This is a genomic window from Listeria farberi (genome assembly GCF_014229245.1).
In the GTDB taxonomy this organism is placed as follows: domain Bacteria; phylum Bacillota; class Bacilli; order Lactobacillales; family Listeriaceae; genus Listeria; species Listeria farberi.
Window position 1 is genome coordinate 68777 of the sequence record NZ_JAARZJ010000009.1, and the last position, 26670, is coordinate 95446.

General features: G+C 35.8%; 24 protein-coding genes. 13 read left to right on the forward strand and 11 right to left on the reverse strand.

The window, feature by feature from the left end; all coding sequences use genetic code 11:
- Window positions 1–86: 86 nt before the first annotated feature.
- From HCB45_RS09470 to HCB45_RS09485, 4 genes are all read right to left on the reverse strand, one after another.
- Window positions 87–1295 (reverse strand): MFS transporter, encoded by a 1209-nt coding sequence (locus HCB45_RS09470; RefSeq protein WP_185319387.1) that lies wholly within the window; start codon window positions 1293–1295, stop codon window positions 87–89.
- A gap of 32 nt (window positions 1296–1327) precedes the next feature.
- A complete protein-coding gene (gene aroE / locus HCB45_RS09475; protein ID WP_185319386.1) occupies window positions 1328–2197 on the reverse strand; it encodes a shikimate dehydrogenase in 870 nt (289 codons plus the stop codon).
- Window positions 2198–2256: 59 nt separating this feature from the next.
- Window positions 2257–4182 (reverse strand): oxidoreductase, encoded by a 1926-nt coding sequence (locus HCB45_RS09480; RefSeq protein ID WP_185619683.1) that lies wholly within the window; start codon window positions 4180–4182, stop codon window positions 2257–2259.
- A gap of 68 nt (window positions 4183–4250) precedes the next feature.
- Window positions 4251–5105: a sugar phosphate isomerase/epimerase family protein gene (locus HCB45_RS09485; RefSeq protein ID WP_185619684.1), complete on the reverse strand. Its 855-nt coding sequence runs from the start codon at window positions 5103–5105 to the stop codon at window positions 4251–4253.
- A gap of 300 nt (window positions 5106–5405) precedes the next feature.
- Here HCB45_RS09485 and HCB45_RS09490 point away from each other — a divergent pair, with 300 nt between their 5' ends.
- The gene (locus HCB45_RS09490; protein WP_185619685.1) at window positions 5406–6284 is read left to right on the forward strand and encodes a LysR family transcriptional regulator; all 879 of its coding nucleotides are present in this window, start codon (window positions 5406–5408) and stop codon (window positions 6282–6284) included.
- Window positions 6285–6327: 43 nt separating this feature from the next.
- Here the strand turns inward: HCB45_RS09490 and HCB45_RS09495 are convergent, their stop codons facing one another.
- The 3 genes from HCB45_RS09495 to HCB45_RS09505 all read right to left on the reverse strand — a co-directional run bounded on the left by HCB45_RS09495 (window position 6328) and on the right by HCB45_RS09505 (window position 9247).
- Window positions 6328–7632, reverse strand: a complete 1305-nt coding sequence (locus HCB45_RS09495) for a hemolysin family protein (RefSeq protein ID WP_185319382.1) — start codon at window positions 7630–7632, stop codon at window positions 6328–6330.
- Between the two features lie 255 nt (window positions 7633–7887).
- On the reverse strand, window positions 7888–8757 hold the full coding sequence (locus HCB45_RS09500) for a cation diffusion facilitator family transporter (RefSeq protein ID WP_185619686.1): 870 nt from the start codon (window positions 8755–8757) through the stop codon (window positions 7888–7890).
- A gap of 64 nt (window positions 8758–8821) precedes the next feature.
- The gene (locus HCB45_RS09505) at window positions 8822–9247 is read right to left on the reverse strand and encodes a low molecular weight phosphatase family protein (protein WP_185319380.1); all 426 of its coding nucleotides are present in this window, start codon (window positions 9245–9247) and stop codon (window positions 8822–8824) included.
- Between the two features lie 323 nt (window positions 9248–9570).
- Between HCB45_RS09505 and HCB45_RS09510 the strand changes: the two genes are divergently transcribed.
- The 10 genes from HCB45_RS09510 (at window position 9571) to yhaM (ending at window position 21904) form a co-directional block, all read left to right on the forward strand.
- Window positions 9571–11712, forward strand: a complete 2142-nt coding sequence (locus HCB45_RS09510) for a penicillin-binding protein 1A (protein ID WP_185319379.1) — start codon at window positions 9571–9573, stop codon at window positions 11710–11712.
- Window positions 11713–11817: 105 nt separating this feature from the next.
- Entirely contained in the window at window positions 11818–12015 is a 198-nt protein-coding gene (locus HCB45_RS09515; RefSeq protein WP_185319378.1) for a PLD nuclease N-terminal domain-containing protein, read from the forward strand.
- On the forward strand, window positions 12015–12917 hold the full coding sequence (locus tag HCB45_RS09520; protein ID WP_185319377.1) for an ABC transporter ATP-binding protein: 903 nt from the start codon (window positions 12015–12017) through the stop codon (window positions 12915–12917). Before HCB45_RS09515 ends, HCB45_RS09520 begins: the two co-directional genes overlap by 1 nt.
- Window positions 12917–13711, forward strand: a complete 795-nt coding sequence (locus HCB45_RS09525; protein ID WP_185319376.1) for an ABC transporter permease — start codon at window positions 12917–12919, stop codon at window positions 13709–13711. The genes HCB45_RS09520 and HCB45_RS09525 overlap by 1 nt, the downstream gene beginning before the upstream one ends.
- A 69-nt stretch (window positions 13712–13780) precedes the next feature.
- Window positions 13781–15148 carry a class II fumarate hydratase gene (fumC, locus tag HCB45_RS09530; RefSeq protein WP_185319375.1) on the forward strand — a complete coding sequence of 456 codons (1368 nt, stop codon included), beginning with the start codon at window positions 13781–13783 and terminating at the stop codon, window positions 15146–15148.
- Window positions 15149–15251: 103 nt separating this feature from the next.
- Window positions 15252–16385, forward strand: coding sequence for a DUF445 domain-containing protein (locus tag HCB45_RS09535; RefSeq protein ID WP_185619687.1), 1134 nt, complete (start codon window positions 15252–15254; stop codon window positions 16383–16385).
- An 81-nt stretch (window positions 16386–16466) separates the two neighbouring features.
- The gene (locus tag HCB45_RS09540; RefSeq protein WP_185319373.1) at window positions 16467–16820 is read left to right on the forward strand and encodes a YlbF/YmcA family competence regulator; all 354 of its coding nucleotides are present in this window, start codon (window positions 16467–16469) and stop codon (window positions 16818–16820) included.
- A gap of 142 nt (window positions 16821–16962) precedes the next feature.
- The gene (locus HCB45_RS09545) at window positions 16963–18198 is read left to right on the forward strand and encodes a metallophosphoesterase family protein (RefSeq protein ID WP_185619688.1); all 1236 of its coding nucleotides are present in this window, start codon (window positions 16963–16965) and stop codon (window positions 18196–18198) included.
- Window positions 18195–20918, forward strand: a complete 2724-nt coding sequence (locus HCB45_RS09550) for an ATP-binding protein (RefSeq protein WP_185619689.1) — start codon at window positions 18195–18197, stop codon at window positions 20916–20918. The genes HCB45_RS09545 and HCB45_RS09550 overlap by 4 nt, the downstream gene beginning before the upstream one ends.
- A gap of 44 nt (window positions 20919–20962) precedes the next feature.
- Complete coding sequence (gene yhaM, locus HCB45_RS09555) at window positions 20963–21904, forward strand: 3'-5' exoribonuclease YhaM (RefSeq protein ID WP_185319370.1); 942 nt, start codon at window positions 20963–20965, stop codon at window positions 21902–21904.
- An 87-nt stretch (window positions 21905–21991) separates the two neighbouring features.
- Here yhaM and HCB45_RS09560 read toward each other — a convergent pair whose 3' ends face one another.
- The 4 genes from HCB45_RS09560 to HCB45_RS09575 all read right to left on the reverse strand — a co-directional run bounded on the left by HCB45_RS09560 (window position 21992) and on the right by HCB45_RS09575 (window position 24516).
- Window positions 21992–22867, reverse strand: a complete 876-nt coding sequence (locus HCB45_RS09560; RefSeq protein ID WP_185319369.1) for a peptidylprolyl isomerase — start codon at window positions 22865–22867, stop codon at window positions 21992–21994.
- A gap of 116 nt (window positions 22868–22983) precedes the next feature.
- A complete protein-coding gene (locus tag HCB45_RS09565) occupies window positions 22984–23523 on the reverse strand; it encodes a DUF3267 domain-containing protein (protein ID WP_185319368.1) in 540 nt (179 codons plus the stop codon).
- 178 nt (window positions 23524–23701) lie between these two features.
- Window positions 23702–24064, reverse strand: a complete 363-nt coding sequence (locus HCB45_RS09570) for a YtxH domain-containing protein (RefSeq protein ID WP_003720598.1) — start codon at window positions 24062–24064, stop codon at window positions 23702–23704.
- Between the two features lie 29 nt (window positions 24065–24093).
- Window positions 24094–24516, reverse strand: a complete 423-nt coding sequence (locus HCB45_RS09575) for an HIT family protein (RefSeq protein WP_185319367.1) — start codon at window positions 24514–24516, stop codon at window positions 24094–24096.
- A 160-nt stretch (window positions 24517–24676) separates the two neighbouring features.
- Between HCB45_RS09575 and HCB45_RS09580 the strand changes: the two genes are divergently transcribed.
- A complete protein-coding gene (locus HCB45_RS09580; protein ID WP_185319366.1) occupies window positions 24677–25429 on the forward strand; it encodes an ABC transporter ATP-binding protein in 753 nt (250 codons plus the stop codon).
- The gene (locus tag HCB45_RS09585) at window positions 25413–26636 is read left to right on the forward strand and encodes an ABC transporter permease (protein WP_185319365.1); all 1224 of its coding nucleotides are present in this window, start codon (window positions 25413–25415) and stop codon (window positions 26634–26636) included. Before HCB45_RS09580 ends, HCB45_RS09585 begins: the two co-directional genes overlap by 17 nt.
- Window positions 26637–26670: the final 34 nt, after the last annotated feature.

Below are 26670 nucleotides of genomic sequence, written 5' to 3' on the forward strand. Positions count from 1 at the left end.
ATAGATAAAACTCATAAGTTTGTGCTTTAATTCACAAATTATATGTAGGTTCAACTGAACACATGAATGCTCAGTTGAAGGGTTTTTTATGGAGTTGTAATTTTAGATTCATTTTTATAACGCATATTGACGAAAATCGCTAGCAATATCCCTATAACTGTTATCGCTACATTGAATAATAACACATATTTCGGACCTTCGATACCTCCAGCTTTGGTAATATAGCTGGCAATATTTAAAACGATATAGTTTGCTAGACTGGATGAAATCATAACAATCGAAGTGATTTTTCCTTTGTTCGTAGGGAAAAATTCGTTGGCAGTTGATACAGCAAGTTGAAGAACTCCGCCGGCAGCCGCGTATCCAATAACAAATCCACCAATTAAGCATATAGTTGGCGTTTGTACGATGTAAATGATTAATAACATTAAAGTAGCAATTGCTGGATACAGGATGAGAATTCGTACTGGTAAAATAAATTTTTTCACGAGAACCGCGGTAATTAAAATAGCGCACATAGTTCCTAATGAATAGAAAGATTGAATTTTACTCGGATCAGCCATGCCGTATAATTTTCCTAGTTCTTGGTTACAGTTTAACCAAAGTTGGAAAGTGGATGTACATGTGAAACCAATACCGATAATAGCCCAACTGGTTGCGTTGAATTTCATTTTTTCAGGCTTTACTTTTTCACCGCCCACATTATTATTCATTGGAGGGAAGGGCATAAATGCGATGATTAAACCGTCGATAACAATTAATGCCATCGTAATAATAAATAGTGTGCGGAATGACATATTCGCCGCCGCTACCATACCAATAGCAAAAGGTAACACGAATTGCCCGATAGAAATAGAGAACTTAGTAAACATATTGGCAATAGCGCCATTTTTAGTAAAAATTTCAAGCACAGATGGTGTTACAGCAGTGTCTAAGAATGAATTCGCCGCTCCTCCGATAAAAGCGAAAGCGTAAGCGATATACATATTTGGTGCAAATGCAAGACCGATGAAATAAACTGCGTATAAACCCACACCGATTAATGCGGAAGGTTTACGCCCGAATTTATCTGAAAAAGGTCCGGAAATTGGTAATGTAAGTAAACGTCCTAGGCCGAGAGCTGCGATAACAGCAATGACCATACTGACATCAAAGGTACCGTCAGAAAGCTTATCTGCTCCCCATACTCCGGCGAAATCTTGTTTGTATTGGCCAAGAATGGATACCCCAATACCGTGAATAAAATAAGTGAAATAAAGTGCTATTGCTGTTGGATAAAATCTTTTTGCGTTCATTTTTTTCTCCTCTCGAAATCCTGATGAATTTATTAATTAAAATATAAATCTTTTACTTCTGAAACGGGCATATCTTTACCAGTGAACAGTTTATATGCTTCTGCGCCTTGCCATAAAAGCATGCCTAGTCCGCCTATTGTCTTTGAACCAGCAGCTTCTGCATCTAACAACAGCTTGGTTTTCTTTGGATTGTAAACAACATCGGTGACGATTAAATCTTTTCTAAAAACAGATGTATTTTTGACTGGTGTTTCGTTTTCGTGTGGATGCATCCCAACGAGTGTGGCATTTACTAAAATATTACTAGTTGCTATTTCCTCATATAATTTTTTTGTATCATTTAAGTCAAAAATATGTACGATGCAGTCAGGAACTTCTTGTTTAATAGAAGCAATCGTTTGTTTAGCTTTTTCATAAAAATCATCTTTAATATTAAAAATGGAGATTTCCTTGACCCCATCAAGTGCGCACTGAACTTGGATTGCTGTTGCTGCCCCACCAGCACCGATAATGGTCATTTTTTTGCCAGCCACATCTACACCTGAATCTCGTAAATTACTAGCAAAACCAAGCCCGTCTGTGATATGTCCGGTTAGTTTTCCATCTTCATTTATAATGGTATTTACAGCACCAATCATTCGTGCTGCAGGGGAAAGGTCATCCATGTATTTTAAAACTTCACTTTTACAAGGCATGGTTACGTTAGAGCCACGCAGATTAAAAGTCTTGATAGCAGCAATTGCATCAGCGACTTTACTTACAGGAATATCAAATGCAAGGTACGCATAATCTAAACCAGCTTTTTGAAAACTATAATTATACATGATGGGGGATTTTGAATGGTCTACGGGTGTCCCAATTAAACTTAGAAGTCGAGTTGATCCTGAAATTCTTTTTTCCACGTTCATTTACCTCCAAGCAGGTTTGTACTCGCTGTCCTAACAGCGAGTACAACCATAAATTATAATTGCAATACAGCATCTAACGCTTCTTTTGTTGCGTCTAATGCTCGGCGTGCACGGACTGCATCACCAATAACATAAGTTTCTGGAACAATTTTCTTGATGGATTCCTCAAGTGGGTTGTAAGCTCTTGAGCCCATTGCCAGTACGACTGAGTCAAATCCGTCGATTCGGTATTCTTTTTCGTCAGTTAAGGAGTATGTTACCCCATCTTCAAAGAAACTCGTTACCTTAGCATTAGTAATACTTTTAATTTTATACTCGTCAAAATCGCGCATAAGGAATTTTCGGTGTTCAGAAATAACATCCGCTCCGACTTCATCACGGAGTTCGACAACTGTTACATCATGACCCGCTTCACCTAAAAATGCAGCAGTCTCACTACCGACCATACCTCCGCCAACAACTAGTACTTTTTTGCCACAAGATTCTTTGCCATCAAGTAAGTCGACTGCGTGGATTAAGCCGGAATCTTCAATACCTGGAATTGACAAGACGAGTGGAGTAGCGCCAGTCGCAATAATAACAGCATCTGGGGCTATTTCTTGAATAAGTTCTGGCGTTACAGGTGTACTGGTTTTAATTTCCACATCGAATTGTTCACATTTTTTAATGTAACTGCGAACCATATTAGTTAGGTCGCCTTTTCCTGGGGGATAGGCAGCTAAGCGCATTTGGCCACCAATAATGTCTGACGCTTCGTAGACAGTAACATCATGACCTCTTGAGCCAGCCATCCAACCAGCATAAAGCCCACCAACACCACCACCGACCACAACAACTTTTTTACTAGGTGTTTTTGGTAAATAGGCTTCCGATTCGCGGCCGAGTAGAGGATTTACTAAACAAGTAATAGGTTTTCCAGCATACATGTTAGCGACACAACCTTGAAGGCAAGCGATACAAGGAAGTAATTCGTCTAGTTTTCCAGCAGCAGCTTTATTTGGTGTTTCTGGATCGGCTAACGATTGCCGTCCGAAAGCAACTAAGTCAGCACGACCTTCGCGAACCATTAGTTCAGCATAATGCGGCTCGGTGAAACGCCCAACCGTAATTACTGGGATAGAAACTGCGCGTTTAATTTGTGTTACAAGATCAGAACTAAAACCAGCGTGTAATACGGTGGGAGCCCACATGTATTCATCGCGAATATGAACACTTCGAGAAACATGCAAACCATCTAAACCACAATCTTCTAAATAAGCAGCTACCGTCGCACTATCTTGGACACTTAGTCCGCCGTCCACACCATCCGTACTGTTAATTCGACATAGAATTGCGATGGAATGACCAACACGTTTTCGAATGCTTTCGATGATAAGTCTTGGTAATCTCATTCTATTTTCAAAACAGCCGCCGAATTCATCCACACGCTTATTTGTGCGTCCAGATAGGAAACTACTTACTAAATAACCATGAGCGCAGTGAACTTCCACAGCATCAGCCCCAGCTTTTTTTGCTCGTAAAGCCGCTTCTCCGTAAAGTTCGATTAATTCATAAAGTTCTTCCCGTGAAATAGCTTCCGGTGTATTTCGTCCTTCTGCTGAAGCGATGGCGGAAGCTGCTTTTAAAGGATAACCAGAAACTTTAGAATTTCCTTCAGGTCCAGCGTGTTGTAATTGAACAGAGATTTTGGCACCTGCGTCATGACAAGCATCTATCACTCGTTTAAAACTGGCAATTTGATGATCGCTATAAAGACACGCTTTATTTGCGCCGCCTTTTGCCCGAACATCTACAACTGTCGCTTCAAAAGTAATTAGGCCAAAACCACCAAGCGCACGTTCTTTATAATAAGCTAATGAAGTATCTGTTAAAGTGCCATCTGTATTCGCATAGTTATTACACATTGGAGATACAACAAAACGATTTGGTACTCTCATAGGTCCGATATCAATCGGTGAGAACATCGAATGAAATTTCAAAAAAACACTTCCCTTTCAAAATTGAATCTTTTAATTAAGTTATTATTTTCACATATCTGTTTGTGTTTTTATTTTGGAGAGATTTCTGGCCATGCTTCGTCTAGTACTTTTTTCGTTGCATTATATACTTTGATAGCAGCATATTCTAAACCAGTTTCTACCATAGAGTCTGATATAACTTCAACGCCCATAACACGAGGATTTACGCCGTGTTCTTTTAAGATTCGAGCAAAACCGACTGTATCGCCGTATCCTTCGCCAGGAGCAAGTCGGTCATGGAGAGATTCTTTCCGAAGTTCTTTGTAAGGTGTTTCATGTACGTCACATAATTGAATGGAAACAATCCGGTCAGCTGGAACATTTTTGATTGATTCTGCTGTTTGGTTTGCTCTAGCCCAGTGCCAAGTGTCGCAGATTAATTGTGCATTATCTCTGCCACATGCTTCAGCTACGCGCCAAGCTGCTGCTAAGTCTGCTACACCACTATATGGCATAAATTCTAAACCGATAATTAATTCTTTAGCTCGGTCACACAGTTCACCAAGTGCTATAATGATTTGTTCTTCAGGGATTTTTTCAAGCAAACCGCAGTTAATATGTTTGACACCGAATAGGCGTGCCATGTGAAAAGTGGTTTGTTCTTTCTTTTGTTGTTCAGCAGTGCGGTCCTCGGCGGTTCCCCACTGAGTTATGTATTCTACTTCTGTTACTTTGATGCTATGCTCATCTAAAATCCGCAACATATCTTCATCAGTTAATCCAGTGGCTAATGCGTCTACATAGTTTTCCGCGCGTAAGCCAATTCCATCAAAACCATTTTGGGCTGCGATTTTCACTCTTTCTGGAAAAGATACCTCCGTTCCGAGTGTGTAAGAGCTAATCGTGATGGGGCATTTTTTTAGGTTGCCATTTGCATTTGTCATAAAAATTATCTCCTCTCTAGCATAAAAATTACAAGAAACTTTGATAATATTTTCACAAACACCAGTAAAAAAATAAAATTCCATTCATTAATAATCGCTGATGTGGTAACGCCTTCAATGTTTGAAATTTCAACTGGACAGTTAACGTATTCTACCGTATATTGGTTTTTAAGGAATAGTTTGTTCTGCTGGTGTAACTACAGTCTAATTGTATTATGACTATTCCATAAAAACAAATTGGTATTATTCTATTAATTGATAGATAAATTGCATAGATAATTTTTAGTAAGGAGAGAAGTCATGAATCTACACCATTTACGTTATTTCGTCACATTGGCGCACATGGAACATTACACAAAAGCAGCTGAAAAATTACTCATCACTCAACCGAGTTTAAGTCACGCAATTTCTTCGTTAGAACAAGAATTAGGTATACCTTTATTTGAAAAAGAGGGTCGAAATATTGGATTAAGCAAGGCGGGGAAGGTATTTCTGGATTATGTAGAAGAATCGTTAGACATGATCGATGCCGGAGTAGCAACTACCAAAAAAGCCGCAAACGGGGAAGGGCAGATTGATTTAGCATTTTTACAAACGCTTGGAACCTCACTTGTGCCTAAGCTTGTTCAAGAATTCATACAAACAGAACCAGAAAAGAAAATTGATTTCGTTTTTCATACGGGTGTTTCGATTGACATTATTCAAGGACTGAAAGAAAAGAAATTCGATATTGGCATATGCTCTAAGCTCGAGAATGAACGGAATATTCATTTTACGCCGATTGCTAAACAAGAATTAGTGCTCATCGTACCAAAAAGTCATCCATTAGCTGAAAAAGATTGGATTGATTTAATTGAAACCGTGTCGTATCCGCATATTGCCTTCTCGAAAAAAAGCGGTTTACGACCAATTATCGATGATTTATTCAGAAAAATTGGTAAGGATTACAGAATAGCCTATGAAATCGAAGTAGATCAAGTAATTGCAGGGATGGTTGCGCAAGGTTTTGGGATAGCCGTTGTTCCTAATATGCCCATATTAAATTATATAGACGTCAAAGTATTGCCAATCAGAAGCCCGAACTGGGAACGTTTCTTTTATTTAGCAGTTGTAAAAAATCAAACTTTAACTCCAGCAGCAGAAAGGTTCAAACAATTTATGTTAAATCATCGCATTTAAAAAAGTAGCTATCCAAGTGAGAGGAGGATAGCTACCTTTATTATTAATCATTTGTTTTTTTGATAATCTCGATATACTCAATATGGTGGGGTTCACCTTGTTTTACGCGGAAAATAAAGCCATCGTAATCAATTTCATCCCCGACTTCCACTTCATAATTTTGCGTTAAGAACCAACCACCAATTGTGTCAACTTCTTCTTCCTCAATTTCAGTACCTAAAATATTATTGACTTCATCAATCAAAAGTTTTGCATCAACAATATAGTGACCGTCTTTGATTTTTCGAATTTCTGGAATTTCGTCAGCATCAAATTCATCGCGAATATCACCAACGATTTCTTCCACAATATCTTCTACCGTAACGAGCCCGGAGGTACCACCATATTCATCAAGTAAAATGGCAATATGAGAGCGTTCACGCTGCATACGGAAAAGTAATTCTTTAATTGGAATCGTCTCAATCACTCGGATAATTGGTTTTACGTAAGGGTCAATACTAAAACTTGGACTCGATCCATGTTCGACATATGCTGACAAAATTTCTTTTAAATTAAGTACGCCAATGACATGGTCTTTATCGCCATCAATAACTGGGTAGCGTGTATAACGTTCATTTTGCATAATGTCGGACAACTCTCCGATAGTAGAGCCGGTATCAACTGTGACAATCTCAGTCCTTGGAATCATAACCTCTTTCGCCATACGTTCATCAAAATCAAAAATCTTATTCACATAACGGAATTCTGATTGATTAATTTCTCCACTCTTATAACTTTCACCAACGATTATTTTTAACTCATCTTCTGTATGAGCGATTTCATGCTCAGAGGCAGGCTCTAAGCCAAAAAGACGTGCGATGAAAACCGCAGAACCATTTAAAATCCAAATAAATGGGAACATTATTTTATAAAAAATATGCAGCGGACGAGCTACCGCAAGTGCAACTGTTTCTGTTTTATCGATTGCCAATGTTTTCGGTACAAGTTCGCCGACAACTACATGCAAGAAAGTGATAAATAAAAAGGCGATCGTGAAGGAAAGAATCGTAATAGCAGACTGAGGTAATTCCATTAAGCTAAACAATGGATGTAGAGCAGCTTCTACAGTAGATTCCCCTAACCAACCAAGCCCAAGGGAGCTAATTGTTATCCCAAGTTGGCAAGCTGATAAGTAAGCGTTCAAATGATTGTAAATATGTCTAGCGAGGACTGCACGTTTATCTTTCTCCGCAATTAATTGATCTAAACGGCTCGGTCGCATTTTTACAATTGCAAATTCCGTTGCCACGAAAAACGCCGATATAGCAATAAGTAAAGCTATAATTAAAAATTTAATGGTTAATATCAATAAATCGCCTTGACAGAAATAGTTTCTGCTAAGGCAAACACCTCCTAATTTAATATAAATAAGCTTATGGTAAAACTATCTATATAGAAGAAAAGTCGCCATGGAAGAGAAAACCTCCAATGTGTTGTTGCATACTTTTCATTCTAGTTAGATAATTTATGTGAATTAGTTTCTCTGCCCCATTGAATATTCCCTCCCAGCAAATGATACTTTAATCTAAATTATAGTTGACTTTATGATTATTGACAATGAATATTATTCAAAAAATGGTTCAATATGAACTAACGTAAATGCCCCTTTATACTCATTTCGGATTTTTTGCTCAACAATTTCAGTGATTTCATGGCTTTTTACTACATTTAAATCAGGATCTACCGCGATAGTTGCATCAATCCAAATACGATTCCCATTCATCCGCGCTTTTATATCAATGACTTTTTTAACTTCAGGTACAGAAGCGATCAAATCATGAATTGTTTCGAGCTTGGATACATCGAACCCATCTGTTAATGTATGAGCTGCATCATAAAAAATTTTGACAGCTGTATAAACAATTAAAACGCCAACGAAAAAAGCTGTAACTGAATCGAGCCACGGAACTCCAAGAACTGCTCCAATTATACCAATAAATGCGCCAAAACTTACAAATGCATCTGAACGATTGTCATAAGCGGCTGCCCGTACTGCCTGACTGTCCAACTTTTTTGCAAGTCTGCGGTTATATAAATAAATAGCATACATGAATACACCAGAAAATAATGCTACAATAGCAGTTATCGTTGAAGGAGTAGTAAATTCTTTTTCAATAATATGAACAATAGAACTCCAAATGACTTGAACACCAACAAAAAACATAATAATAGATGCAATTAAGGAACTTATCGTTTCTGTTCGCCGATGTCCATAGGAATGATCTGCATCAGGTGGAATACGTGAAATTCTAAGGCCAATCAAAAGAGCAACGGATGAAATTATATCTGTTGTATTGTTTAATCCATCTGCAAGTAATGCGTCAGAATTTCCAAAATGACCAGCTGCAATTTTTAAAATGGAAAGAAATAGGTAAGCAAATATACTTAAAAAGGCGGCTTTTTCTGCTTTTTTTAAATCATTATATCCGTCCATAATATGTAAATACCCCTTTCTTTTAACATAAAAGTCCCGCCTACAAGTGGCGGGACAATGAAATCTAAGCCTCTATCAATACGTGCTCTAATTTTTTTACAGATAAGGCAATGTTATCGCACACTTCTTGATAACTCGCCCATTTTTTTGGTAACGCTATTTCTTGTTCTGGATCATCAATGTCCCAATAAATAATTTTTTCTTGTATTTCTAATGGGAAACTCGGTGCAGATTCATGTGCAGAATCATAAATTGTAACAATGAGATCAGCATCTGCCAGTAATTTTGAGCTAGGAGAATAAGACAAGCTTTCAGGTGGCTCAATCGCAAACTCATTCAACGCTTCTGCAATAAATGGAGTTGCTTTGGATTTATGCCAAGAACCGCTAATGAATTTGACATTGCTAAGTGAAAGTTTCTTTGCCCAAGCTTCAGCAATGGCACTTCGAATATGCGTTTGTGATAAAAAGTAGATTAGCTTTTGCGTCATATTCCAAATCCTTTCCGGCTTATTAATGAACCCATGTAAAACTTGCTGCCATTACTTGTTGTACACAGTATATAGGTGATTGTTATTACCAAAACACTAGTAATGGTAACAGTAATATCTACCCTTTTTAAAATACGGGAAACATCAAAATGAAGAAATTGTAAAAAAGAAGTAAATAAATATGTAGGAAATATGGATTATTACAAAATTATTACAAAAATCGGTCTAAAGTTGGTGGCATAAAATTGTGTTTTAACGTAAAATACGTGTATAACTGTGTTTACAGTTTTCTTTAATACCGTGTAGAAAGATAGGAGAGTTACATGGACAAATTAAAACAACAACTCATTAAATACATTAAATTATTCTTTGGATTCATTGGAAAATGGCTTGGTATTTTCTGGCGGAAATTTAGACGCTTTTGGAAAAACAAACATATCGGCAAGATTTTTTTACTTGCAGGACTCGTATTTTTATTAAGTTTTATTATTTATCTTGTTGTAGTAGCCAAGTCAGCAGATATAGATGCTTTGAAAAAAGGCTTAGAATCCGCCACAATTGTTTACGATAAAGACGGAGATAAAGCGGGAGAATTATCTTCAACAGATGCAACCTTCGTATCAATTGATAAAATCTCTAAAAATCTCCAGAATGCAGTGGTATCAATTGAAGACAGACGTTTTTATGAACATAAAGGCTTTGACTTAAAAGGAATTGCTCGTGCTGGAGTTAATCTTATTACAAACGGAGGGATTTCTGGCGGTGGTAGTACGATTACGCAACAGCTTGCCAAAAACGCCTTGCTAACCCAAGAACAGACCTTTACGCGAAAAGCGAAGGAAATATTTATGGCCCGAGAAATTGAAAAAACTTATTCCAAAGATGAAATTATGGAAATGTACTTAAATAGGTCTTATTTTGGAAACGGTGAGTGGGGTGTTGAGAACGCTTCTTTGAAATATTTTGGGAAGTCAGCAGCCGATTTAAATATTCCAGAAGCTGCGACTATTGCTGGCTTACTTCAAGCTCCGAGTGCCTATGATCCATATGAGCATATTGATAAGGCAACTAATCGTCGGAACATGGTATTAAATGCTATGGTTGAAACCGGTGATATAACCAAAGCAGAAGGTGACAAATATAAAGCGACCAAAATCGTTTTAAATGACCAATCAAAAGATCCGCTTGCGAACAAATATCCTTGGTATGTTGATGCTGTAATCAATGAAGCAGTAAATGAAGCTGATATTACTCAAGATGAAATTATGCAAAAAGGATACAAAATTTATACAGAATTAGATCAAAACTATCAAACATCTTTAGAAAAAGTATATAATAACGATTCTTTATTCCCGAACAATGCGAACGATGGTACGCTTGTTCAATCAGGTGCCGTTTTAATGGATCCAGCAACTGGAGGAATTAGAGCGCTTGTTGGCGGACGAGGTGAACATGTTTTCCGTGGCTTTAATAGAGCGACGCAAATGAAGGCTCAGCCAGGTTCCACGATGAAACCACTTGCTGTTTATACACCAGCACTTCAATCTGGTTATGATGTGGATTCGATGTTAAAAGATGAAAAAGTAACATACAAAGGTAACTATACACCAACTAATGTAGGTGGAATCTATAGTGGAGAAGTCCCAATGTATAAAGCAGTAGCCAACTCTATCAATGCCCCAGCGGTCTGGTTGTTAGATCAGATTGGTATTAATAAAGGCGTTAAATCTGTGGAGAAATTTGGCATTGAAGTACCAGAAAAAGACGAAACGCTTGGATTAGCACTTGGCGGTATGAGCAAAGGGGCATCGCCTGTCGAAATGGCCACTGCTTATGCTACATTTGCTAATAACGGTGCAAAACCGGAATCACATATCATTACTAAAATTGTTGATCCATCAGGAAATACTGTTTATGAAAAAGTTCCAAAAACAAAACAAATTATCTCCAAAACTGTTTCAACTGAAATGACATCCATGTTACTAGATGTAATCAATACAGGGACTGGCCAGAGTGCAGCAGTTTCCGGTCACGAAATGGCAGGTAAAACTGGCTCGACTCAAGTTCCTTTCAATGATACTAGTGGGACAAAAGATCAGTGGTTTGTAGGTTACACGCCTAATTTAGTTGGCGCTGTTTGGATGGGGTTTGATAAAACAGACAAAGACCATTACCTCACTACAACGAGCTCTGCTGGGGTATCAAGCCTAGCTCATTATGTAATGAACAGTGGCTTACGTTACCAAAAATCTGCTGACTTTGATACTAAAAGTGCTGCACAAGAAACTGCTGCGAAAAAACAAGAAGAATCCGATAATAATAGTGGCAGTGACTTCTGGAGTGGTGTAAAAGACAAAGCAGATGAAGCAGGCGAAACGATTAAAAAAGGTGCTGAAAAAGTAAAAGAATTTGGTGGAAAAGTATCAGATGGTATTGGAAACTTAATTGATTCTATTGGCAACTAATAAAAAGCACATTTTACTTTATTCTCAGTAAAATGTGCTTTTTTGTATTGCTTTAATATTATAACTGTTATACAATGAATATAACAATTAAACGAGGTGAATACATTGGATAAAACGCAAATAGCATTATTAATTCCCGTATTAATTCTTTATTTAGCCTTACTTTTAACAGCGATTATAGATTTAGCTAAAAACTGGCAAACACGTAAAAACCCTATTATTTGGTTAGTTGTCATTATATTTATTAATATCTTTGGTCCAATTGTTTATTTTATCTTTGGGCGAAAAGAGGATGAAAGTTAATGAAAAAATTAGAAATCCAAGGACTAAAGAAAAAATATAACGGAAAATGGGTTATTAAAGGCATCAATCTAACTATAAATAATAAAGAATGTGTAGCTTTAATCGGACCAAATGGCGCGGGTAAGTCCACAATGATTAACATGATTGTCCAAATCTTAGCGCAAGACGAGGGTCAAATTAAACTAGATGGCCAAGAAGCAAAGTTAGTGCGTGATAAAATTGGCTTTTTGCCACAGTATCCAGAATTTTATGGGTGGATGAGCGCATTAGAATGTCTTCATTTTATGGGAAAGCTGTCTAACATGAAGAAACAAGATTTAGAAGAGCGAATCAAAGAGGTATTGCTACTAGTTGGCTTAGCAGATAGTACTAACAAAAAAATCAGCACTTATTCAGGTGGAATGCGGCAACGCCTTGGTATCGCTCAGGCTATATTACATCGACCAGAATTGCTTGTTTTAGATGAACCAGTTTCAGCGCTTGATCCAATTGGTCGTCGAGAAATTATCGTGCTTTTAGAGAAACTGAAAAGCGAAATGACAATTTTGTTCTCAACGCATATTTTGAAAGATGCGGAAGAGATTTGTGACCGTATTGCAATTATCAAAAATGGTGAATTAGTTGCGGATAAAACAGTTGAACAGCTTATGCAAGAAGAAAGCTCCCCGGTATTTGATGTTGAATTTATTGGAGATGAGGAAGCCTGGCTAGCACATCTTAATCAAAATCAGCATATTGAAAAAATCGAAAAGGTAGGCATGGTATACCAAGTGTACGCTATAGATAAAAAAGCTGGCTCAGAAGCTATTCTAGAAGCACTATTAAAAACGAAAGGTGAGCTGATTCGCGTAGAAAACAGACACCAAAGCCTAGAAGAAATTTTTATGGAGAAGGTGAGATAATGACGCATTTTAGTGCTTTACTTGGAAAAGAATGGTTAGAACAGCGGCGGAGTTTGAAAATCATTTGGATGCCAATTGTCTTTTCACTTCTTGGTCTTACACAACCATTAATGCTTTATTTTTTACCAGAAATACTTAAAGCGGTTGGAACTGGCGCAGAAACGGAGCAAGTAATCGCCTTGATGGGGAATCAATCAGCGCAAGAAGTAATGTCGCAAACACTTGGCTCTCAGTTTGATCAAATCGGAATTATCATTATGATTGTAGTAGCGATGGCATGCATTCAAAATGACCGGTCTAGAGGCATGCTTGCTTTTATTATGACTAGACCAGTATCAGCCGTAGAGTATGTCCTATCCAAGTGGGTTATGCAGTGTATTGTTGGATTAAGCTCATTATTCATTGGTTATATTTTAGCAGCATATTATACGTATTTTTTATTTGGTGATTTAGATATAAATTCTTTGATGGAAGGGTTTTTTGTCTACGCTCTTTGGTTTGTTTTTGTTATTAGTTTGGTCGTTTTTGCCAGTGCTGTATTTGATAGCAATGCTGTAGTTGCGATGATTAGCGTATTTACAGCTATTCTCTTAGGAGTCATTAGCGGTTTTGGCGGTTGGATACAAATGTTTAATCCTGCTTACTTAAGCAAGAATGCAACCATGCTAATAATGTCAGAAAAAACAATGGATTACTTTATACCAACACTGTTCATTTCAATAGCTTGGATTGCTTTATTAATAATTCTTACCATTTTAATGATTAAAATAAAACCACTTCAAAAAACGGAATAGCGAACATTATTTGTTGGTTTTGCGTAAACATCCGGAATATAATAAAATAGAATAAAAAGGGGTGGCAAAATGGAACGAATTGAACGTGATACACTTGGAGAAATTTCAGTTGATGCAGCTAAGTACTGGGGAGCCCAAACAGAACGAAGTAGAAGAAACTTTGCTATTGGTGATAATTATATGCCGAAAGAAATTATCTACGCTTTTGCTCAGTTAAAAAAAGCTGCTGCCATAGTGAATGCATCGGAAGGAAAGTTATCCGAATTGAAGTCGGTAGCAATCGGTAACGTTTGTGACCAAATCATTAAAGGCGAACTAGATGAACATTTTCCTTTAGTAGTTTGGCAAACAGGAAGCGGGACACAAAGCAATATGAACGTCAATGAAGTTATTGCGCACGTTGCCAATTTAACTTTAGGTGAGGAAAAAGTTCATCCAAATGATGATGTTAACATGTCGCAAAGCTCGAATGACACATTCCCAACAGCGATGCATATAGCTGCTTATCAAGCTTTAGTAACGAAACTTTTACCAGAAATAACTAAAATGGAAGAAGTTTTAACGATGAAGAAGAATAAATATATGCAGCTCGTTAAAATTGGTAGAACACATTTACAAGATGCGACTCCACTAACGCTTGGTCAAGAAATTAGTGGGTGGGAAGCATGTCTAACCAACAATAAAAACTATCTGGAATCTAGTATGAAAGCAATTTTACCACTTGCCATTGGCGGGACAGCAGTTGGAACGGGATTAAATGCCTCCAAAGATTTCGGTGATAAAGTTGCAGAAGAGTTAATGAAACAAACTGGATATCCTTTTACTTCCGATTCTAATAAATATTTTGCTTTAACGAGCCATAGTCCCATTAATTTCGTCCATGGAGCAATTCGCAGTCTTGCTTCTGATTTAATGAAAATTGCCAACGATATTCGGCTACTAGCAAGTGGTCCTCGTAGTGGCATTGGTGAACTAACAATCCCGGCTAACGAACCAGGCAGCTCCATCATGCCAGGAAAAGTGAACCCGACACAATGTGAGGCAATTACGATGGTTGCCGCTCAAGTAATGGGAAATGATACAACGATTAATATTGCTGCAAGCCAAGGTAATTTTGAATTAAATGTCTATAAGCCTGTAATTATTTTTAATTTCTTGGAATCTATCACATTGCTTTCTGATAGCATGCGTTCCTTCCGAATTCATTGTTTGGAAGGACTAACTGCAAATGAAAGTGTGATTGAAGCTAAAGTAAATGATTCGCTAATGCTAGTTACAGCTTTGAATCCACACATTGGTTACGAAAAAGCTGCCAGAATTGCTAAATTAGCATTCGATGAAAATACGACTTTAAAAGAAGCTGCTATTAAAACCGGCTTTGTAACAGAAGAAGAATTCGATTTATGGATAGACCCATTAAAAATGACTAATTTGTAATCTCATACTTTAGAATGAACTTCCCTAGAAATAATTGTTGTCTAGGGATTTTTCACGTATAATGAAAACACTTTTACTAGACAAAATATAGGAGATGCAAAACATGTCAGTATTATTTACAATACTTTTAATGGCGGTGATTGGCGGATTCATTGGGGCAATGACGAATTATATCGCCATCCGAATGCTCTTTCGTCCGTACAAGGCCGTTTATCTATTTAATAAACGTTTGCCATTTACACCCGGATTAATTCCTAAACGGCGTGATGAACTAGCGGAACATATTGGAAAAGTAGTGGTAAGTCACTTACTAACAGAGGATGCCATTCGCGCCAGACTCCTGGATGAGAATTTACAAAAAGAAGTAACAGAAACCATTGCAAAAATGTTTCGTGAAAAAATGAAATTAGAGACAACTCCAAACGAATTACTTCACCATTTAGGATACGATAATGCAGAAGTTCGTTCTATTTCATGGTTAGAAAGAACCCTAGAGACCCAAATTAGCCGCTTTTTAACAACAAAACAATCAACACAAATGAGCGAGTTAATTCCTTCCATGCTAGAAAACGAATTAACTAAAAAACTGCCCCATGTAACAGAAAGAATAACGAATAAAATGAGTGTTTTTATAGCGAGTGAAGCAGGCAAAATCCAGATTAAACAAATGCTTCAAAAATTCTTTGAAGAACATGGGAAAATGGGCAGCATGGCGAGAATGTTCATTAATATCGATAGTTTCTCAGAAAAAATTCAACAAGAAGGCTTAAAGCTTATTAGCCAAGAAGACACTAAAAATATCATCAACCAATTGCTATCAACAGAATGGCATAATTTTGAAGCAAAAGAACTCCAAGAACTTATTCCAACAGAAAAACAAGCACATTTGGCAGGACAACTTACTTCAGAAATTATTCAAGCTGTTCCACATGAGAAACTATTTAACCAACCTATTCAAGGCATACTACGCAATTATGAATCTGCCATTACAGAAAAAATGATTCCTTTTGCAGTAGAGCGAATGCTTGATTTTGTAGCGACTCATAGTGCAGAAATAGTGGAGCGAATGGACTTAGCAAAACTTGTTGAAACACAAATAGCAACTTTTTCATTACCTGAAATCGAAAAACTTGTTGTAGAGATTTCTGGTAGAGAGTTAAAAATGATAACCTATTTAGGTGGGATTTTAGGAGGCTTTATTGGAATCATTCAAGGAATACTCGCAATGTGGATTTAGTTCTTTTATACTGGAATAACCTATGACTTTTTGTTATAGTGAAACAGAAGTGACAAATACAGATATTTGGAGGATTTATCAATGGCAGTTAATATTTATGATGTAGCACATGATTTAGACAAAGGAATTCGTGAAACACCTGAATTCTTAAGCTTACAAGATGCATACCGCGAAGTAAACGAAAATGCTGATGCAAAAGCAAAATTCGAACGTTTTCGTGATGTTCAAGTTACAATCCAAGAAAAACAAATGACTGGTCAAGAAATTGACGATGAGACAGTAAATGTAGCACAACAAGTAGCACAAGAAGTTCAAGAAAATGAATTAATCGTTAAACTAATGGAAAAAGAACAAGCGATGAGTACAATTATTAATGATTTAAATCGCATTATTATGACACCATTACAAGACCTATATAACGTAGCAAACGACTAATTTTCATTAATCGAAGTGGTTCTATTATTTGTTATTTATTTAGCAAATAATAGAACCACTTTTTTATTTGAAATGCTTGTACGTAAAGTGATAGTAAGGTATAATAAGAACGTATATTCGGTTTTTTAAGGAGGCGAAAGTCATGAAAGAAATCAAATTTTTACACATAGCAGATTTGCATCTGGATAGTCCTTTCATTGGGCTTTCGACATTACCACAACCACTTTTTTCTGCCGTGCAAGAAAGCACATTTCAATCGTTGGAACGTATTATAACGGTAGCAATAAATGAAGCAGTGGAATTTGTATTAATTGCAGGAGATATTTATGATAGTGAAGATCAAAGTGTACGTGCTCAAGCTCGTTTTTTAAAAGAAATGAAACGATTAGAAGCAGCTGGAATAAAAGCATTTGTTATTCATGGAAATCACGATTTTATAGATAAGCATAAGGAAAAATTGCAATTGCCTAAAAATGTCCATGTTTTTTCAGAACAAGTTGAAATGGTTACTATGGAAACAATGAATGGAGTTAATGTTCATATTTATGGCTTTAGTTACGGAGAGCGCCACATTCGTGTTAGCCGCGTTAATGAATATAATAAACAAGGAGAGGCGAATTTCCATATTGGCCTTTTACATGGCTCTGAATTATCAAGCAGTGAGGATCATGATGTTTATGCTCCATTCCGAATCCAGGAATTAAGTAAAAAAGGATTTGATTACTGGGCACTTGGACATATCCATAAACGCCAGTTATTAGCCGAATCACCAACCATTTATTACCCAGGAAATATTCAGGGACGAAATCGCAAAGAATCAGGTGAAAAAGGAGCAAGCATTGTCACATTATCAGATTCAAATACAACAATTGATTTTATAGCAACTAATCCGATTATTTGGGAAGAAGTCATAATTAGTTTGCCTGAAAATAGTGAAATCAATACATTTTACAGGGAAATCACGAAACGCTTAGCTGCCTATTATGGGCAGAGTAATTCGTTTTTTCTACATGTTATTGTTCAAATGCCTGATAAACAAAAAATAAATTCCGCGGACTGGCTACAAATGCTTCAAGAAGAAACCGACTTAACAAGCAATACTTTTGTTTGGGTCCATAAACTCACAATTGAACTGACGAATCAGAGCGACTTAAAGAACTGGCAGGAGCGTCATCTGGCGAGTAAAGAAATAACTCAAGCTTTCGAAAGGTTACAAGACGAATCAGTTTTCTATCAAACTGTGGAGGCACTTTATTTTGAAAGTGGTGTAAGTAGATATTTAGAAGACTTATCAGAAGAAGATCGTCAACAAATGTTAAAATCAGCTTTGACAGAATTAGGAACAACGCTTAAAGAAGTGGAAGGTGATGAAAAATGAGAATAACGTCCATTGATATAGTTGGTTACGGGAAATGGTCAGATGCTCATTTTAATCATGTTTCAGATTTTCAAGTTTTTTTTGGAGAAAATGAAGCAGGAAAATCGACCATTATGGCTTTTATACATAGTATTTTATTTGGTTTCCCAACGAGACAACAATCTATACCTCGTATGGAACCTAAAAATGGTGGACCATATGGTGGAAGATTAACACTGGAAGATACTCCAAAAGGTAAGGTCATTGTCGAACGTTTAAAAGGAAAAGCTACTGGAGATGTATGTATTTACTACGAAGACGGACAAGTAGCTGGAGAAGAAAAGTTAACAGAAATTATGGGAGAAATTGACCGAAATACTTTTGAAGCTATTTTTTCTTTTGATATTCATGGATTACAAAATATTCACCAATGGAAGAAAAAAGAATTTGAACGATATTTACTTGCTACGGGTACAACAGGGTCAGATGCGCTTTTAAAAACGGCTGAAATATTACAAAAAAAATTGGAAGTTCTTTTTAAACCAAGTGGAAGAAATCCAGCAATCAATCAACAACTAAAAAAAGTTAAAGATAGCCAATTGGCATTTCAAGAAGCAAAAAAACTAAATGCAAAATATGAGCTGCTTTTGGCTGAAAAAGAAGAAGAAAAAGTGAGACAAATTGAATTGCAAGAAGAAAAAACTGCTATCCGTGTTGAATTAGATTCACTAAATACATTGTTAGATTTATGGCCTATCTATCAAGAATGGAAAGCTCTTAATGAAAAAGCAACACATTCAACCGAAGCTACTTTTCCACCCGATGGTATTATCCGTTTGGAACATTTACAACTAAGAGAAAAAGAATGGCAAAACCAATTAATTCAATTAGAAGAACGTCAAAAGAACTTAATTAGTAAAAATAATTTTGAACATACTTCTTTTTTTACTGAAAACGAAGCAGAAATAACCTTTTTAATTGAAACTTATGGGGCTTATACTGAGCGTGAATTACAACAAAATAGTTTGGAGAAAGAAATCAAGTACTACCAAACAAATGCTAAGCAAACACCAAAGAAATGGACAAAAGAGTTAGAACAAAAACTACTTCGAATAAAAGGGCTAGAACAAGGAAACAAACAGCAACAGCATGATATTCAACTAGAATTAAAGCTCCTTCAAGAAACTGAAGAAAAATTACAGAAAAAGATAGATCAAATAGAAAGCAACATGTGGGAAAACAAAAGATTTCAGCAAGAAAAAGAAAAAGTAAATTTAAAAGAAAAATCATCTTTAACTAAACCTATTGTAGCAGTTGGTATTTTTCTTGTAGCTTTAGTGATTTTGGTGATTTTTCAATCAATTTGGAGTATGGCTTTTGCTTTCACAGCTGCTCTTATTGCTATTTTTTTATTCGTTACAACTAAAACATCCACATCTTCTAGCAACCAAGAAATTCTAACGTTTTTAGAACAAAAACAAATAAGGCAAGAATGGCAACAATTACTAAGTGAAATGGATGTTGTTGCTTCACAATTAGCGCAATTAAAAGAAAGACAAAATAGCATAATCAATGCCAAATACAACTATCAATCAAATCTAAATCAACTATTCACTGATTTAGAGATTAATGAAATTCCGGAAGAAGACTGGGAATTAATCATTCAAGACTATAAAGAAAATAGTGAAAAAAATCAATTAGCTGCTGAACTTATACGAAAATTAGAACCACTAGTAGAAAAGCAACACTCGTACCAAGTTAGATTAGAAAATCTGCATTTGCCTATAGAATCTAATAACATGGAAGAAAAAATATCTTTTTTGCGTCAAGGCTTGCTCTACTACCGGAATAATTTGACAGAAAATGCCAAACTAGCTGAAAAAATGGAACAAATTACAATGCAGCTAGATTTAGTGAAGCACGATCTATTGCTTGTGAACGGAGAAAAAAAAGACTTATTAAAACAAGCTAAAGTAAATAATGAAGACGAATTCCGTTTGGTAGCAATGCGAGTAAAAGAAGAGCAGCAATGGCGAGAACGTCTAATTCTACTAGAGGCGCAACTCGAACCAGAAAAACGACTAGCTTTAAGTCAATTTTCAGCGCAAGAAGTCATTAAAGAAAAAGAACTTCAACTAGAAGAAAAACTTCGCAAAATAGAATTGGAACAAGAAAATATTCATGCCATGTTAGCTTCAAAAAATCATGAAATAGCAACTTTAGAAGAAGGCGGTACGTTTTCTACACTAATGCAAGACTTCTATTCAGAAAAAAGTCAATTGCAGCAAATGACTCGGGAATGGACAGAAACTAAGTTAGCGCTTCAAATACTTCAAGAAACAATGCGGAGTTTACAAGAAGGGAAATTACCTAAAACTTTAACTTTAGCAACTGACTATTTCAACCACCTAACAAACGGAAACTACACAAAAGTATATTTACAAGAAAACCGGATTCAAGTCGAAAGTAAAGATGTCATTTCATTTTTCCCTGAAGAACTAAGTCAAGCAACAAAAGAACAATTGTATTTAGCAATCAGATTTGCGTTAATTGATGTTATTCACAAAGATTTTCCATTACCTATAATTATTGATGATGGCTTTGTCCATTTTGACTCTGCTAGGATGATCCAAATGATGCAGCTGCTCAAGAAAAGAAAAAGTACAAATCAGGTTATTTTTTTCACCTGTCATCAAGAAACTCGCAAATATTTTTCCAGTGAAGACATACGCATGCTATAATAGTTGGAGAAACTTCTTACTACAGAAAGAAAGAAGGCGATACAATGGAAAAAAGATTATTAGACTACGAAGTTGGAGAAACAGTAGAACTATTCTTGCTGATTAAATCAAGTGTAAAAGGAACAGCAAGTAACGGAAAACCATTTTTAAGTCTTGTTTTACAAGATAAATCAGGTGAATTAGAAGCAAAACTTTGGGATGTAAAAGAAAGTGATGAAGTCAATTACGGAATACAGCAAATTGTTCATCTTATGGGAGATATACAAAACTATCGTGGAAGAAAACAATTGAAAATTCGCCAAATTAGACAAGCTTCACCACTTGATGGTGTTAGTGCTAGTGAATTTATGGAGACAGCTCCAATCAATAAAGAAGAAATGGCTGACGAAATAACCCAATATATTTTCGAAATGAAAAATGCAAACTTGCAGCGGATTACGCGAGCTTTGCTAAAAAAATATCAAGATGATTTTTATGATTATCCAGCTGCTATGCGCCATCACCATGAATTTGTTTCAGGACTAAGTTTTCACGTTGTTTCTATGTTGCGTTTAGCTAAATCAGTGGCAGACTTATATCCGACAGTTAATCGCGACTTACTTTATGCTGGAGTTATTTTACATGATTTAGGAAAAGTAATGGAACTTTCTGGACCAGTTTCGACCACTTATACACTTGAAGGTAACTTGATTGGTCATATTTCCATCGTTGTAGAGGAAGTAAGTAAAATTGCTGAAGAATTATCAATTGACGGGGAAGAGGTAGTGGTCTTAAAACATGTACTTTTATCCCATCATGGTAAAGGCGAGTGGGGAAGTCCAAAGCCGCCTCTAGTCCGTGAAGCTGAAATTTTACATCAAATTGATTTAATGGATGCTTCCCTTAACATGATGGACAAAGTATTAAAACATACAAAACCAGGCGAATTTAGTGAAAGAGTATTTGGATTAGATAATCGCTCCTTTTATAACCCAACTTTTGAATAATAGAAAACTGTTCAGTGAAATCTACTGAACAGTTTTTTCTCAAAAAAACACGTTTGGAAGTAATCTCCAAACGTGTTTTTATCTTACTTATTTAGATGATTCTTTTGAAGAAGAGCCATCAAAATCTTTAAAAGCATCTTTCAAGTCTTTGTCTTCAACTTTTACATTAGCATCTTTGTATTCTTTCTTCAATGTTTTTTGCATGTTTTCTGTAGTAAGTTGAGATTCAAGGTAAGACTCTTTTACAGCTTTCTTATCTTTTTCAAAAGTTGTTTTTGTAGCTGGTTTTTCCATTTGAATAATGTGGTAGCCATATTGTGTTTTTACTGGAGCGCTAATGTCACCTTTGTTTTTAAGGGCATATGCTGCTTTTTCAAATGCTGGGTCCATTTTGCCAGGACCGAATGGAGCTAATTGACCACCATTTTCTTTTGTTGCTGTGTCAGTGGAATATTCTTTAGCTAAATCTGAGAATTTTGCGCCATCTTTCAGTTTTTGTTCAACTTCTTTAGCTTTATTCTCGTCAGCTACTAAAATGTGGCTTACTGTGATATTTGGTTGCCAAGTTTTGTAATATTCTTTAAGTGCTTTATCGCTAGTATCGGTATTAGCTTCTGTAGCTTCTTGAACTAACAAGTTGTACTTAAGTTGGCTTTTGAATGTTTTCTCTGTTAACCCGCTTTGAGCTAAAACAGCAGAAAATTGATCGCCGTATTGAGATTTGTACTCATTGAATTTTTTATCAACATCTTCATCAGTTACCTTGTATTTATCACCAAGGATCTTTTCAAAAGTAAGTTGTTGTACGAACTCAGAACCGTATTTATCTTTCATTGCGTCATAAAGTTCTTCTTGCGTCACGTCGCCAGAATCTGTCTTAACGACATTACCGCCGCCACCGCACGCTGCTAGACTGAACAATGCCATTACCATGACAAGTCCAAGAATTAATTTCTTCTTCATTAAATAAAACACACTCCTTAGTTGTTGATGTAATTCCCGCTTAACACAATAACTATCATAACACAAATTAAAGATAAAAAGAAAAGATGAAAGAAATTTAATGATATTCTTATGGTTTAGTCAGAAATTAAAATAGAAAATCCACGTTCTGCACTTTCGACAAAACAATTTTTGGGCATTTTCCATAATTTTTTAATATGAGTAAAATCAGAGAAACTCATTCCAAAATGGACGGATAGCAATACAAGAAACATACCTGAATGACCAATAGGAGTTAAAAGCATTAATAGGATTAAAAAGCTGGAAATAACAGCAAAAGGCAAAATTAATGAAAATATATAATGCCATTTTGGAATTATCCGCTTAATATTTAATTTTATACAGGGAAGAATAAAGAAATGAATACGCCACTGAATTATAGTTCCCTCTCGGTATTTAAAACATCCAATGAGATGAAGTAATTTATGAATAGGGTAAATTAAAACAATACCAATAAGGCTAATTAGTTGATAATCATTAGTGAGTTCCCCTGGATAAATTAAATGTTGTGTCAAAAAACATATGCATACGACAGCTAACCAGACGAGAATACCTTTTAGAAAAAGTCGATTGAATTCATCTCGTCGCTCTGTGTTGATTGATTTTAGGCAGCGCATTGTAAACTTTCCTCCAGTTAAAGCTAGAATAGTGTCTCATCAGAAGGCACCATAGTATTGTATGCTCAATTGCAACAGAATTCAACCTTTTTTAATAAAAAAATGGTCTGTTTTTGACATTTTTATGAAGCTGCATTCAAGTAAATAAAAAAACTGAGCATACGCCCAGTTTTCCGTTTTATTTATTATCTTTTTTCAATGTCTTTTCTAGGTCAGAAATTGTTTTTTGCATATCTTTAATTTCGTCCTTTAAGCGTTTCTTTTCAGGTTCCATTTCCTCATTCCACTTAGAAACAGATTCCATGATGTCAGAAGAAACGTCCTTAAGTAGTGTTGAGCCTTCTGTGCCAAGAACTTGAACTGATTGGATAAGTTCATTTGCATTATAGGCTAACTCTTTTAAAATAACACTTGCTTCCCCTGATTTAGCAACAATATCTTTTCGAAGTTCATTGCCGGATTTTGGAGCAAATAATACCGAGGCCGCCGCTCCAATTGCCCCACCAGCTAAAATACCAAAAATAAGTGATTTTTTATTCATTTATACTCCACTCCATCCATAAAGTCATTTTAGTCTACTTTTGCTGCAATAAGTTCAGCAATTTCTTGGTAACGTTCATGTGTATACCAGTCTGCGTTATCTTTCCATTTTAACCCAAAGTCGTCTGATTTGCTATACCTTGGTATTAAATGGACATGACAATGAAAGACAGATTGATAAGCTAATTCTTCATTATTATTTAAAATATTTAATCCTTGTAGCGGTAAAGCTTCTTTTAGCGCTTTTGCAATTTTAGGCACGCGGCGGAATAATTCAGCAGCGGTATCATCCGGTAAATCAAAAATATTCCTAGCATGTTTTTTAGGAATTACAAGTGTATGGCCTTCTGTGACTTGTCCTAAATCAAGGAATGCGTATACTTCTTCATCTTCATACACTTTGGCAGAAGGGATTTCACCGCGAACTATCTTGCAGAAAATGCAATCGTCCATTCAGTATGACCACCTTTCACAACATATTAATTATGTACTACTTTAATTTAACATAAAAACGAGGCAAAAGCATGTATGAGATAGTAAACAATGGATTATTTTGACAGTTCAAGGGATGAATATGCTATTATTAACTAAAGATATGTAAGGAGGTATTATAATGGCTTTAGTAGAAGTAGAACACCTAACGGGCGGGTATACGAAGCGACCAGTCCTAAAAGATATTTCATTTGCAATTGAAGAAAAGCAAATTGTTGGATTAATTGGTTTAAATGGAGCAGGAAAAAGTACTACCATTAAACATATAACCGGCTTAATGCATCCGAAACAAGGAACAATTAAAATCAACGGTCACCAATTAGTGGAAGATACAGAAACATACAGAAAGCAATTTTCTTATATTCCAGAAACTCCAGTATTATATGAAGAATTAACATTAAAAGAACATTTAGAATTGACCGGAATGGCTTATGGTCTTTCACTAGAAGAATTGCAAGAAAGAATGCCCCCGCTTTTAAAAGAGTTTCGTTTAGAGAAAAAACTGAACTGGTTTCCAGCGCATTTTTCTAAAGGAATGAAGCAAAAAGTAATGATTATGTCGGCTTTTTTAATTGAGCCTAAATTATATATTATTGATGAACCTTTTGTTGGACTTGATCCGCTTGGAATTCAGTCGCTACTTAATTGGATGGATGAAATGCGAAGTGAAGGGGCAAGTATTTTAATGTCAACGCATATTTTGGCGACTGCTGAAAAATATTGCGATACGTTTATCATTATTCACCAAGGCGAGATTCGCGCAGAAGGAACCTTAAAAGACTTACAAACGAACTTTAAAATGCCAGGAGCTTCACTTGATGAAATTTATATTCAGTTGACAAAGGAAGAGGAAGCTGATGAAAATGATATTTGATAGCAAAGCGCTTTGGAAGGAACGTTTTAGCGCTTATACTACAGAAGTAATGCGCTATCTCCGTTATATGTTTAATGATCATTTGCTTTTTGTTCTTATTATTGGACTTGGTGCTGGTATTTTTTATTATGCCGGTTGGGTAAAATCGCTTGAGCCTAGTTTTCCGGTTATCCCACTTATGGTTATTTTACTTACAGCTTCTATAGCAATTAGCCCAGTCGCGACGCTCTTACAAAAACCGGATGTAGTTTACTTAATTGTCCAAGAAAAAGCGATGGATGCTTATTTTTCTCAAGCTAAAATTGCGAGTTTCTTTATGCAACTTTATGTATTCGTAATTGTTCTTGGTATTTGTATGCCTATGTATGTAGAAGTAACAGGAATACCTTATAGTCAGTTCTTTACATTATTTATAGTACTTGCTTTACTTAAAGCTTGGAATATTTATTTTGGTTTTGAAAGTATGAAATTGGAAGACGCTGATACAACGTGGATGTTTGTTCGCGTTATTGTAAATGCCATTTTAATTTATATTTCGTTAATTTCTGCACCGTATATTTCGATTCCGATTGTTCTATCTGTGATTTTAGCAAGTTACTACTGGATTAAGAAGAAAACTTCTAAAGTGACTCTTAGATGGGAATATTTAGTAGACAAAGAAGAAGCACGAATGAATCGGTTTTATCGTTTAGTTAATTTATTTACAGATGTGCCCCACCTACGCGGCACAGTTCGTAGACGGAACTATCTAGATTTCCTTTATCGACCAATTCCTTATGCGAAAAGAAAAACTTTTGCTTATTTGTTTAGCCGCACCTTTGTAAGAACGAATGAATATATAGGACTTTACGCTCGACTTACTGTAATCGCTGTTATTCTACTTGTTTTTGTACAAGGTTTTTATTTGAATATTATTTTTTCATTGTTATTTTTATATTTAACAGGTTTTCAATTTATCCCGATGTTAAAACATTATGATGCACAAATTATGCTGCGTCTTTACCCGATTGATGATGCTTATCGTCATCGTAGTTTTATTCACTTTTTACGAATTTTGCTACTTGCACAAGCATTACTCTTTAGTATAATTGGAATTTCTCAAAACGGCACAATTGGTGGGATGGTGATCTTAGGAATAAATTTAGCATTTGTAGTGATTTTTACTTTTCTTTATGCTCCAATCAGAATGAAAAAAATGTACGAATAAAAAAAGCGATTTGGATTTTTGGTCCAAATCGCTT